Here is a 9,647-nt window from a genome sequence, read left to right on the forward strand (position 1 = left end):
TCGATATCCTCGCCGCCGCATAAGCACCGCCCGCCATCTCTTCTTGCTTCAGTTCAACAAAAATTTGCAACAGAACCCTCTCGCTTAGCCATGACCCGCCTCCTTGATCGCCTTAACGTGAATGCGCTTGGGCTTGTCCTCTTCGGCCCGAGGAAGATCCAGAGTCAGTACGCCATTGACGAGATCCGCTTCAACCTTGTTCGGGTCGACCACAAACGGCAATGACACAGTCCGCACAAACCGGCCTCGACGACGCTCACGCCGGTGGTATCCCCGCCGGGCTTCCTCAGTTTCGGTTTGCCGCTCTCCGCTGAGCGTAAAGGAATCTCTGTGAATCAAGATGTCCAAGTCTTCTGATCTTACCCCAGGCAGTTCGGTGATGATGATGACGCCGTCCTGGTTTACGAAGACATTCACCGCCGGGAATTCCAGTCGGCTCACTTCGTCTTGGAGGCGGCGTATGTGAGCCCGCGTCCTTGATGAACTGGACAATCTGCGGGAACCGCTGCTGCAATATGTGATGGCGCTTGCCGGGATAGACCCCGAAGACAGGCCACGTGCCGACGCTCGGGGGCAGGGGAGGAAGCCTAGGGAGGTTCCCTTCAAGGAATATCTGGCGAGCCTCTACCGCATCGGCACGGGATGGCTGGGCTGGGAACCCGACACCACGCTTGAAGCCACGCCCGCCGAGATCATGGAAGCCTATCGTGGCCGTCTCGACATGCTGAAGGCGATCTTCGGCAGTTCGGAAGAACCGGAAGACAAGCTGTCCCCGATCAGCCCGGACGACAAGTTCAAGGGCGCTTTCGGTTCCTTCGGGACGACCAAAGTCCACCGGAAGAAGGCTGCATGACATGCCGATGCGCGCCCCTTCCATCCGCTCTTGCGGTTGCGTCCTGTCCCACCGGGCAACGATGCCAGCACATGGTTGCCGCCGACCGTGAGCGCAAGGCGCGCTTCGATCAGCAGCGACCATCGGCACGGGAACGCGGCTATGACAGCAAGTGGGATCGGGCGCGGGCAGAATACCTGAAAGCCAATCCCCGTTGCGTCCTTTGTGGCGCACCTTCCCGCGTCGTGGATCACAAGACCCCGCACCGTGGCGACAAGCGCCTGTTCTGGTCACCGTCCAATTGGCAACCGCTCTGCACGCCCTGTCATTCGGGACGCAAGCAACGGGAGGAACGGGCATGACGCATCAGCGCTTCCACCTGTTTCGGGGCGAATGGCTGACCTTGCGCCAGATCGCTGAACTGACCGGGATAAAGCCGGGAACGCTCATGCATCGCGTTCACACGCTGGCCATTGACCCGGAAAGGGCAGTCAGCGAATCCGTGGAGCCGCCAACGAAGCCTACAGCAAGCAAGGCCATGCCCGCCACCTACACCTTCAACGGCAGGACGCAAACGCTGCCGCAATGGGCAAAGGAACTCGGGATCAACCAAGCCACATTGCGGGACCGCATCAAAGTCGGATGGTCGATTGAGCGGGCGCTTACCGAACCGCCGATCAAGGGCGCTGTCCTGATCGCGCGGAAAAGAAACCACCGCCTCATCAGGCGACTGATCGCTGCCTATCGGGGATCATCCACCGTCAAGGAGCGGCGATGATGCTGGGTTCATCAGTAATCGTACGGGTTCCAGTCCGTTTGAGCGCGGCCCGGCTGCCTGATCGGTGTGTTCTTGAACCTAAACACGTGGTTGCTGTTTTTCTGGCAGACTTTGAAATCACCTTCACCCGATATGAAGCTGATCTGCTTGTCGCTGTTCAGGCAAACCGGGCAGATGAAATGCATTGGTTGCCCGTTTGCCGTGTCCGCCTTGAGCCTGAAGACCATATCCTGTTCGCCGGTTTGGAAAAGTTCGTATCTGGCCTTCTCCCGCTCAAAATCGTCTTGTTGTCTCAATTCACGGATGAGCGTCTTGAGAGCTTCACTAAGCTGCACATTCATCATGTTGGCGGCTGTCAGTTCGGTCGCGAGCATATTGAGCAAAGTATCCGCTTCGCCGCTGTCAAGCTTCTTGTCGGATTTGAGCAATTTCTTGACTGCTTCAAACGTGGCGACTGCTTTGCCGGTAGTGCCCAAGGCCGAGCTTGCAAGACCAAGCGCGTTCTCAATCAGACTGAAGTCCATTCGATCTCCCCGAAGACGGTCACAGAAGCGAGACAGTATCGCCGCCCGAAGCCTGTCAGCAAGCGAAGCCGGGGGTGTCTAACAACTTTCCCCATCTTCTAGGGACCGGCGAGGGGAGCGTTCTGCGTGATTTGCACTCCAAGGGGGCGGATGCGCCATGATCATCCTTACCGTCGCGGACATCAAAGCCCATGCGAACATCACGATCAGCGATGATGACGCGCTGATCGGCGACAAGATCGCAGCCGCCGAAGCATGGATTTCCAAGTTCATCGGCAATGCGCTGGACGACATCACGGCCTTCCCGGACGGAACGCCCGAACCGCTGAAGGAAGCTGTCCGCCAGCTTGTCGCGCACCTCTATGAGAACCGGGAAGCCACGCTTGTCGGCGTCACCATGTCGGACGTGTCGCCCGGCCTGTTCGACCTGATGGCTCCCTACCGGGAATGGTGCTTCTGACATGAGCGCGCAAACCCAAAGCCTAAGCCGCCGACTGAATGCCATCCCGAAGGCTGTGCGCAAGGCCGTGCATCCGGCCTTGGTGCAATCGGGCAACGAGCTTGTCCAGCGTATGCGAGCGCTCGCACCGGAAGACACCGGGGCGCTGAAGGCCAGCATCATCGCCACGCCGCCCGGACAGGCCACGCCGCCCTATTCGCAACCGGGCGGTTCCCGCATCACGGCGGAAAACGAAGTGCTTGTGACGGCGGGCAACACGACTGTCCGCTATCCGCATCTTGTCGAATACGGCACCGCTCACGCGCCGGCGCAACCGTTCTTCTGGCCCGCCTTCCGGCTGTCCCGGAAGAAGATCGCCAACCGCATCAAGCGGGCGATCAAGAAGGCCGTGCGGGAGGGATGATGGAACCTTCCCCTGATCTTCAGAAGGCTTTGCGCAACCGGCTTGTGGCTACGTCCGCCGTGACGGCGCTGGTTCCGGCAACGTCGATACTGGACCGCAACGCCCGCCCCGAACTGGACAACGCCATCATCATTGGCGAGGGCATGACCGTTCCCGATGATGGACTTGCCCGCCATCGGCATCAAGCGTTCGCCGACCTGCATATCTGGCGGAAGGAAGCCGGGCTTGCAGGGAGCAAGCAGATAGCGGGCGCGATCAGGGACGCGCTGAACGATGGACCGTTGACGCTGGACCATTTCCACGTCGCGGACCTTCGCATCGCCAGCACCCGTTTCCTTCGCGCCCCAGACGGCATTCATTCCCACGCCGTCATCGCGCTTGAAGCGCGCTTTGTGGAGCTGGCGTGATGCGGGCGGGCAAGCTGGACCGGATCATCACGATTGAGCGGGCCACGACCGCCGTGGACGAATACGGCACGCCAATTGAAGGCTGGACGATTCTTGCCACCGTGCGGGCGCAAATCATTCAGGGGACGGCGGAGAAGTTCATGCGGTCCTTCGGCACGTCGTCTGAAGCCGCCGTCATCTTCCGCATCCGCTATCTGGACGGCATCACCCTTGCTGATCGCGTGAACGACGGGACACGCAACTTCGATCTGAAGGAAGTCAAGGAACTCGGCAGGCGCGACGGCTTGGAACTCCGCTGCATCGCGACGGGGTAGGCATGACGCCGCGACCAAGATCGTCCGCGCAACCGGAAACCTGAAAATCGCGAAGGTCTTGCTCAATCACAGTTCGATTTCCGTCACCGACAAACACGCTCACGTGCTGGACAGCGAAGTGGCGAACGCGATGGAGGCAGTCGCAAAAGCCCGGAAAAAGTCCCGGAATGCGAAAAAGAAGGTCGCTTAGCGTATGAACCTGTTAGTGAAATTGATTTCAGACCTCCGGCCTTCTAAGTCGGTGCTCTCTCATCGTCTGACAGCGTCAAAAAGTGGGCCTGACCTGCAGCCGCAGTCAGGCAGGCGCCGATGAGGCCAGTCAACGCGAGAATACTCCGGCGCCGGAAGTAAGTGGTTTTCGTCATGCATTCCTCCCGGCAAATCGGTCGGATCGTCTCAAGCTCGACACTCCGCTAGCTTTAGGACCGGATTGCCTGCGGGAGGCGTTCCTCTGCGGGGCACCCTCGGATTCTTGGATATCTATTGTCGGCCTTCGAAATCTGTCGAAAACTCCAGAGACAATTCCTATAGACTAAGCAACTTTAAATGGTGAATCTCGCCTGATCCCCATACGCGGGAGATCAGCGCTGACCAGTTCCTTTCATCCCAAGATATTCACCATCGTCGGGCTTATCTGGTTGGAAACCAACTAACAGCATCACGCAACCTCTACCGGCGACGGCCAGCTTGAGCGAAAAAGTCGGAACGGCAAAACGGGTCACCAGACGTCGGAACTCCACACCCGATGGTTCAAAAACCATGGCCCGAATACCCGTATTCGGTCCATCCTAGCTATCTGTCACCTGTGAATAGGATCTATCCAAAGCACCTCCTCGGGTGCTTCCACCGGTTCGATGTCGAGGTTGACGACCACCGGTTCCTGGCCTGACCTGACGAGAACGCATTCCAGCGTTTCGTTGCGGCTGGTGATCATGACGGTGCCACCTGATCCCCGCTGGAGATGAAAGGCTTTCGGCGTATGGTGCGACCATCCGGGACAGGGGCACCGGGAGCATGCCAAGTGCGGGCAGGCCGATGTATTCGATGAGCTGCGAGCTCGCGTTAGTAGCTGGCCGCCCCTGCGACCTGCCCGGTTGCGCCGAGAGCGCGGATCCGTAGGTGTCGCGTCGCCCGCCGGCTCCCGACTGTTTGAGGAGGAGCCGATGAGACGCGTGATTGGAATGGACATCCACCGCACCTTTGCGGAGGTGGTGGTTTGGGAAGATGGCCAAGATGAGGTTGTCGTCGAAGCTACGGGCAACGCCATGGCGGTGGTGCGGGTTCTGTCGCCGTATGTCGGCCGGGTGATTGTCGCCAACCCGATGCAGGTGAAGGCGATCGCCCATGCCAGGATCAAGACCGACAACATCGATGCCGGCGTTCTGGCGCAGCTGCATGCCAGCGGCTTTCTGCCTGAGGTCTGGATTCCCGATGAGCGGACTGAGCGGCTGCGCCGACTCGTCGCGCGGCGCAACCGGGTCGTGCGGCATCGCATGCGCGTGAAGAACGAGGTGCATGGCATCCTGCAGGCGCACCTGGTGCCGAAGTGCCCGCATGCCGACCTGTTCAACCATCGCGGCCGGGCCTGGCTCGAGCGGCAGGCGCTTCCCGACGATGAAAAGAGCCGCGATCGCCCGCCACATCCGCGAGATCGATCGCCTGGCCGAGGATCTGGCTGACCTCGATCGCGCCAGCGCCCGGGAAGCGGTTGATGACGTGCAAGTCCGGCGGCTTCAGACGATCACCGGCGTCAATACCATCGTCGCGAGCGGTATCATCGCCGCCGTCGGCGACATCCGGCGGTTCCACGAGCTGCAGAGGCTGGTGAGCTACTTCGGCTTCAATCCGCGCGTGCGCCAATCCGGTCTTGGCATGGCGCAATATGGCCGGATCAGCAAACATGGGCGTTCCCATGCCCGCGCCATGCTGGTCGAGGCCGCCTGGGCGGCGGTGAAGGCGCCCGGACCGCTCAGGGCCTTCTTCCTGCGCATCCGCAACAAGCGTGGCCATCAGGTCGCCGCCGTGCGGTCGCCCGCAAGCTCGCCGTGTTGATCTGGCATCTGCTGACAAAAGAGCAGGACTACTTCTGGGCTCGCCCGGCGCTGTTGGCGGCAAAGCAGAGGCAGCTCGCTCTCAAGGCTGGCGCACCGGGCGAGCGCGGTGTCGGTCGCCGCGGTTCGGCTTACGCCTACAACGTGAAGGAGCTGCGAAACAGCGAGAAAGCCGCGGCCGAGAACGCCGAACGTGCCTACGAGCTGATGGTTCGGCATTGTCCGGCCACGCGGGCCGAAGCGGCGCACGGACGCCACAAACGAGGAACGACTATAACGGCTGCGTGGCGGCGCTCTCATCCTCTCACGCCGCTCTTTGCCGCGTGGTCGTCCGTGCCAGGCGAACATAACATAAGCAAATATCCCGGTGCGACAATCGTCGCCCCGGTCCGCCCCAGACTGGCGCCGTGCTCGACGCCGTCAAGGGTGGCCTGGAGGCTCGCAGTAGGCCGTGCCGCCATCGCAGCGGCCAGCCTTGACCGCGTCTCGACACGCTCGCACGGGAAATCCTGTGGGCCGGGACGAAGAAACACGCTCACCTGAGCCGAACAAAGAAACGCACAGGAGCCGCGCTTGTCGATGTCATCCGTCGAATATGGGCAGGGCAAGAAAGGCCTGGAAGTCTGGAGCGTTCGCCTCGCCTAGAAGCCAATACACTGGCCATGGCCCAAAATTGCCGCTCATACAAAAAAAAGCCCGCTGCCGGGAGGAGGTGGCAGCGGGCTTGATTTGAAATGCAGCGCGGGAGGAGGTGCACCGCATTCAGCGCCGGGCATCGCATCTGGGAGGAGTAGATGGCCGACAACAGGACCATATCGATCGCCGCAAATATTGCAATGCACAAATTGCATATCGCATGTGCGAAAGCGTTACCTGGGTGTATGCATCGACATTGTCTCGAAAGACCCACCCACCAACTTGTTGCCATAGCTGGCCGCTGTAGAGGTTAATGGTGCTGGTCATTTTTGCTCTCCTTTGCGTTGTCGCAAGGAGGGCAGATCTGCGCCTGGATCGAAACGTCGAGCGCCGGCGCGCGTCGGCGACAAGCAGATCCGGCTGCAGCATGAGCGCGCGCGCGTGCCAGGCCGATGCGCTGCCTTTGGCCTCCCGAAAAAGCGTGCGGGCATCGATCGGCCGCACTGCAGCTAAGCCCGACGCGAACAAGAAGCTCCTCGGGCCTTTCGCGCGAGAGGCCGCTGACGATTGCGGCTTCGGTCGAGATGCAGCGGACGCGATGGCGCGGATTGAGGGAGACGAAGGGATAGCGAACTCGGCCGCGTAGGCGCTCGCCGCGTCAATCGTGCTGATGTCGCCAGGCGTAGCTTCTTCACAAGACGGCGCACATGATGTCGATGTTCAGCTGGAGGACGCGGTGACGGAACCGATTAGCCTTGCTTGCCGGGCTGCGGCCGATCCGCCACTGATATGGTGGTGGCGTGCCATTGACTGCGTAGTCGCCAACGATGCGATCCTTGTAGATGCGTGGGTTGTGCGAAGACTGGCTGAAATTTTCTCCGGCGTCCCGGCAAGAGCGAATGAGCGCGAGGTAAGGCGTGGTTTGGTCCCCCGTCTTTTCCTATGCTGCGCAGATCATGCCGATAGCAGCTGCGCGCTCCAGCGACCCTCGAGAGATAAAGTCAGGCTGCGACCTTCTTGCCGGTCCGCTTCGCCGGCGCCGGCGTTTCCGACTCTTTCGGTTTGCGGCCGAGACCTATGGTCTTGGCCAAGGCCGAGCGCGCAGCGGCGTAATTCGGCGCGACCATGGGATAGTCCGCCGGCAGGCCCCATTTGGCGCGATATTCGTCCGGCGTGAGGCCATAGTGGGTCGACAGATGGCGCTTTAGCGATTTGAACTTCTTTCCATCGTCAAGGCAGATGATGTAGTCCGCCATCACCGACTTCTTGATCGGAACAGCAGGCTTGAGAGCCTGCGGCTGTTCTGCGGAAACGCTGCCGGCCGTTCCTTTCAGTGCTGCATGTACTTGGCCGATCAGGGCGGGGAGATCGCCCACCGGGACCGGATTGTTCGAGACATAGGCTGAGACGACATCGGCGGTAAGCGCGATGAGGGCGTCGAGGTTGTGGTCGGCTTCTTCCGTCATGAAATTCTCCGGGTGGCTTGAAGACAGCAGGCGAAGTCTTGCTACATAGTGATGGTTGTGGCTGAAGGCAATAAATGTCTCGGCAGCATAAGTATCGCCATAAGCCTTTGCTAATAGGCGTTCCCCCCGGCAATCGTTTCGGCTGCCAGGCGCCGGAACCGATATGCAGCCATGCCATCTTGAGCTTTTGTAATTCGGAAAACAACGTGACGAAATTCCGCGCTACACGAAAATACGGTCAGGTGAGTGGAACCTGGCATTCGTCGTTCGTCAGTGACGTTGGCCCAACGGGTCCGGTCTATTCCCGGCGACTTCTACGAATGACTGTTTGTTTTTTGCCAGCTGATCGGCCCTTCGCCGGAGCTTGGTCCGAGAATGAAGTCAAACACGGGTTGGGGCTGACCGGGCGCTGTCGCCTGCAAGGCTGCCGGGATCCGTGCAGCGGCTTCTGCGTATTCGGCGAGCGCTGCGGGTGACATGCCGAGCGCACGCTCGAAGGTATGATCCGCCGTGTTCAGCCGACGAAGGAGCGCCGCGGCGCGTCCGGCATGACGTATCGCCGGCGCCTGCTTGCCCTCGCGGATCTTCACGCCGGCCGCTGATAACAGGATCAATCCCTTGAAGAGCGTCCGAAGCGGAGCGCCTCGGTCTGCAACTTGCCACAGCGCTTCCCACGCCTCATGGGCTTCCCAGTAATAGCCGTGGTTGAAGAGGTCGAGACCCCAGAGGAATATGTCTGAATCCAGCGACGCCTCTGCTACCAACGGCAGGGCTTCGCTATTGTAGCTATGTCCCGCGGGATCGCGCACGGGATGCGGTTGCCTGCCCGGCAGATAAGCATAGGATGGAAAGCTCTTTTCGGCAGCCAGCGCCGGCGCAACGTCGAACCAATAGCCATCAAAGCCGTATAGCACACCCGTGGCCCTGAACAGATGCTCAGTTCCGTGCATAGCCACCGCATCAGGATGTCTTGGCAAATAGTGTCAGCCAGCCAGATCTCACGAAGCCGCGAGGTTGCGCCGGCGGTCATCGGGCAGTTCATGCGTCGCAGGCGGTTATATTGTGGCTCGGCAGTTAAACGGGGCCTTTCAATTTGTCTGGTTCATCCCCCGTTAGAGATGACGGCACCCGGGGTATGTTCTCCTCAGATCAGGCCAGGAAGGAAGATAGATGCCTGAGCAGGCTTCGCCGGACTTCGCGGTGATGCGCAGCCGAACTGCTCACCGAGGATGCAGATCGCGCATCTTCTTCCTCTTGAATCGTCATCGCCCTGACAGCACATTTCTGCAATGGTCGGCGGGCGTCGATGCGGCCCGGGTCGTGCAAATTGGCTATGGAGCAGGTGGAGGGGAACGAATGAACGCTGAGGCTTTTAGCAGCCCCATTTTCGTGAAGCGAGCCAGCTATATCGTGCAAGAGATTGCCAGTCTTGCGGACGCTATCGATTTTCTCAATGAGTGGCCCGAGGATCGCAGAGACCTGGCCTACGAGACCGCCCTGAGGGCATGTTGTGATGCATATGCTGGGCACATACCGCTAGACGCTGCCAGCAATGCCTTTGTCGGCTTTGCAAAGCGAGTTGCGATATTGGAGGACCCAACCTCCGCCATGCAGTGGATCGCTGCATGCAAGGCGGGCAGCGGAAAGGTGCAGGCGTAGGCTTCCACAAACTGTGCGACACTGGCGCAAGGCGACATTGTGGGGTCGGAACAAGATCTGCTTTCCCAGACACGCTAAGCCAGAACGGAGCATGAACATCAGGCGGCGCGAAGGCGG

14 protein-coding genes and 2 pseudogenes are annotated in these 9,647 nt (G+C 60.3%); 10 read left to right on the forward strand and 6 right to left on the reverse strand.

All coding sequences use genetic code 11. The annotated features are described in order from the left end of the window. Nucleotides 1-84: 84 nt before the first annotated feature. On the reverse strand, nt 85-441 hold the full coding sequence (locus AC0L3D_RS35080) for an Hsp20/alpha crystallin family protein (protein WP_473533586.1): 357 nt from the start codon (nt 439-441) through the stop codon (nt 85-87). A gap of 79 nt (nt 442-520) precedes the next feature. Between AC0L3D_RS35080 and AC0L3D_RS35085 the strand changes: the two genes are divergently transcribed. From AC0L3D_RS35085 to AC0L3D_RS35095, 3 genes are all read left to right on the forward strand, one after another. Further along, nucleotides 521-853, forward strand: a complete 333-nt coding sequence (locus AC0L3D_RS35085; protein WP_473647364.1) for a hypothetical protein — start codon at nt 521-523, stop codon at nt 851-853. A 71-nt stretch (nt 854-924) separates the two neighbouring features. Further along, the gene (locus tag AC0L3D_RS35090) at nt 925-1,194 is read left to right on the forward strand and encodes an HNH endonuclease (RefSeq protein ID WP_473533588.1); all 270 of its coding nucleotides are present in this window, start codon (nt 925-927) and stop codon (nt 1,192-1,194) included. Continuing rightward, the gene (locus AC0L3D_RS35095; RefSeq protein ID WP_473647365.1) at nt 1,191-1,610 is read left to right on the forward strand and encodes a hypothetical protein; all 420 of its coding nucleotides are present in this window, start codon (nt 1,191-1,193) and stop codon (nt 1,608-1,610) included. The genes AC0L3D_RS35090 and AC0L3D_RS35095 overlap by 4 nt, the downstream gene beginning before the upstream one ends. Nucleotides 1,611-1,621: 11 nt before the next feature. Here the strand turns inward: AC0L3D_RS35095 and AC0L3D_RS35100 are convergent, their stop codons facing one another. Next, nucleotides 1,622-2,134 (reverse strand): hypothetical protein, encoded by a 513-nt coding sequence (locus AC0L3D_RS35100; RefSeq protein WP_473533590.1) that lies wholly within the window; start codon nt 2,132-2,134, stop codon nt 1,622-1,624. Between the two features lie 157 nt (nt 2,135-2,291). Between AC0L3D_RS35100 and AC0L3D_RS35105 the strand changes: the two genes are divergently transcribed. Genes AC0L3D_RS35105 through AC0L3D_RS35120 form a run of 4 tightly spaced genes read left to right on the forward strand, consistent with a single transcriptional unit; the run spans nt 2,292 to nt 3,718 of the window. Next, nucleotides 2,292-2,594, forward strand: a complete 303-nt coding sequence (locus tag AC0L3D_RS35105; protein WP_473533591.1) for a head-tail connector protein — start codon at nt 2,292-2,294, stop codon at nt 2,592-2,594. 1 nt (nt 2,595) lies between these two features. Next, entirely contained in the window at nt 2,596-2,997 is a 402-nt protein-coding gene (locus AC0L3D_RS35110) for an HK97-gp10 family putative phage morphogenesis protein (protein ID WP_473533592.1), read from the forward strand. Further along, entirely contained in the window at nt 2,997-3,404 is a 408-nt protein-coding gene (locus AC0L3D_RS35115; protein ID WP_473647366.1) for a DUF3168 domain-containing protein, read from the forward strand. The genes AC0L3D_RS35110 and AC0L3D_RS35115 overlap by 1 nt, the downstream gene beginning before the upstream one ends. Continuing rightward, nucleotides 3,404-3,718, forward strand: a complete 315-nt coding sequence (locus AC0L3D_RS35120; RefSeq protein WP_473533594.1) for a phage head closure protein — start codon at nt 3,404-3,406, stop codon at nt 3,716-3,718. Before AC0L3D_RS35115 ends, AC0L3D_RS35120 begins: the two co-directional genes overlap by 1 nt. 581 nt (nt 3,719-4,299) lie before the next feature. Here AC0L3D_RS35120 and AC0L3D_RS35125 read toward each other — a convergent pair. Together AC0L3D_RS35125 and AC0L3D_RS35130 are read right to left on the reverse strand one after the other, a co-directional pair. Continuing rightward, nucleotides 4,300-4,479, reverse strand: coding sequence for a hypothetical protein (locus tag AC0L3D_RS35125; RefSeq protein WP_473533595.1), 180 nt, complete (start codon nt 4,477-4,479; stop codon nt 4,300-4,302). 38 nt (nt 4,480-4,517) lie between these two features. After that, a pseudogene (locus tag AC0L3D_RS35130) lies at nt 4,518-4,643 on the reverse strand (cupin domain-containing protein); the annotation flags it as partial. A 256-nt stretch (nt 4,644-4,899) separates the two neighbouring features. Here AC0L3D_RS35130 and AC0L3D_RS35135 point away from each other — a divergent pair. After that, a pseudogene (locus AC0L3D_RS35135) lies at nt 4,900-6,046 on the forward strand (IS110 family RNA-guided transposase). A 672-nt stretch (nt 6,047-6,718) separates the two neighbouring features. Beyond that, a complete protein-coding gene (locus AC0L3D_RS35140) occupies nt 6,719-7,051 on the forward strand; it encodes a hypothetical protein (RefSeq protein WP_473647367.1) in 333 nt (110 codons plus the stop codon). A 355-nt stretch (nt 7,052-7,406) separates the two neighbouring features. Here AC0L3D_RS35140 and AC0L3D_RS35145 read toward each other — a convergent pair whose 3' ends face one another. Further along, nucleotides 7,407-7,871 carry a Ros/MucR family transcriptional regulator gene (locus AC0L3D_RS35145; protein ID WP_473533620.1) on the reverse strand — a complete coding sequence of 155 codons (465 nt, stop codon included), beginning with the start codon at nt 7,869-7,871 and terminating at the stop codon, nt 7,407-7,409. A gap of 314 nt (nt 7,872-8,185) precedes the next feature. Then, the gene (locus AC0L3D_RS35150) at nt 8,186-8,821 is read right to left on the reverse strand and encodes a DUF309 domain-containing protein (RefSeq protein WP_473647368.1); all 636 of its coding nucleotides are present in this window, start codon (nt 8,819-8,821) and stop codon (nt 8,186-8,188) included. Nucleotides 8,822-9,227: 406 nt separating this feature from the next. Between AC0L3D_RS35150 and AC0L3D_RS35155 the strand changes: the two genes are divergently transcribed. After that, nucleotides 9,228-9,530 carry a DUF982 domain-containing protein gene (locus AC0L3D_RS35155; RefSeq protein WP_473647369.1) on the forward strand — a complete coding sequence of 101 codons (303 nt, stop codon included), beginning with the start codon at nt 9,228-9,230 and terminating at the stop codon, nt 9,528-9,530. Nucleotides 9,531-9,647 lie beyond the last annotated feature (117 nt).

This window comes from Mesorhizobium sp. WSM4837, from assembly GCF_055811435.1.

What these genes read in the sequence shown, in the direction of transcription:
- AC0L3D_RS35085 (WP_473647364.1), top strand. Translation starts at nt 521, where the DNA reads ATGGCGCTTGCCGGGATAGACCCCGAAGACAGGCCACGTGCCGACGCT.
- AC0L3D_RS35090 (WP_473533588.1), top strand. Translation starts at nt 925, where the DNA reads ATGGTTGCCGCCGACCGTGAGCGCAAGGCGCGCTTCGATCAGCAGCGA.
- AC0L3D_RS35095 (WP_473647365.1), top strand. Translation starts at nt 1,191, where the DNA reads ATGACGCATCAGCGCTTCCACCTGTTTCGGGGCGAATGGCTGACCTTG.
- AC0L3D_RS35100 (WP_473533590.1), bottom strand. Translation starts at nt 2,134, where the DNA reads ATGGACTTCAGTCTGATTGAGAACGCGCTTGGTCTTGCAAGCTCGGCC.
- AC0L3D_RS35105 (WP_473533591.1), top strand. Translation starts at nt 2,292, where the DNA reads ATGATCATCCTTACCGTCGCGGACATCAAAGCCCATGCGAACATCACG.
- AC0L3D_RS35110 (WP_473533592.1), top strand. Translation starts at nt 2,596, where the DNA reads ATGAGCGCGCAAACCCAAAGCCTAAGCCGCCGACTGAATGCCATCCCG.
- AC0L3D_RS35115 (WP_473647366.1), top strand. Translation starts at nt 2,997, where the DNA reads ATGGAACCTTCCCCTGATCTTCAGAAGGCTTTGCGCAACCGGCTTGTG.
- AC0L3D_RS35120 (WP_473533594.1), top strand. Translation starts at nt 3,404, where the DNA reads ATGCGGGCGGGCAAGCTGGACCGGATCATCACGATTGAGCGGGCCACG.
- AC0L3D_RS35125 (WP_473533595.1), bottom strand. Translation starts at nt 4,479, where the DNA reads ATGGTTTTTGAACCATCGGGTGTGGAGTTCCGACGTCTGGTGACCCGT.
- AC0L3D_RS35140 (WP_473647367.1), top strand. Translation starts at nt 6,719, where the DNA reads ATGGTGCTGGTCATTTTTGCTCTCCTTTGCGTTGTCGCAAGGAGGGCA.
- AC0L3D_RS35145 (WP_473533620.1), bottom strand. Translation starts at nt 7,871, where the DNA reads ATGACGGAAGAAGCCGACCACAACCTCGACGCCCTCATCGCGCTTACC.
- AC0L3D_RS35150 (WP_473647368.1), bottom strand. Translation starts at nt 8,821, where the DNA reads ATGCACGGAACTGAGCATCTGTTCAGGGCCACGGGTGTGCTATACGGC.
- AC0L3D_RS35155 (WP_473647369.1), top strand. Translation starts at nt 9,228, where the DNA reads ATGAACGCTGAGGCTTTTAGCAGCCCCATTTTCGTGAAGCGAGCCAGC.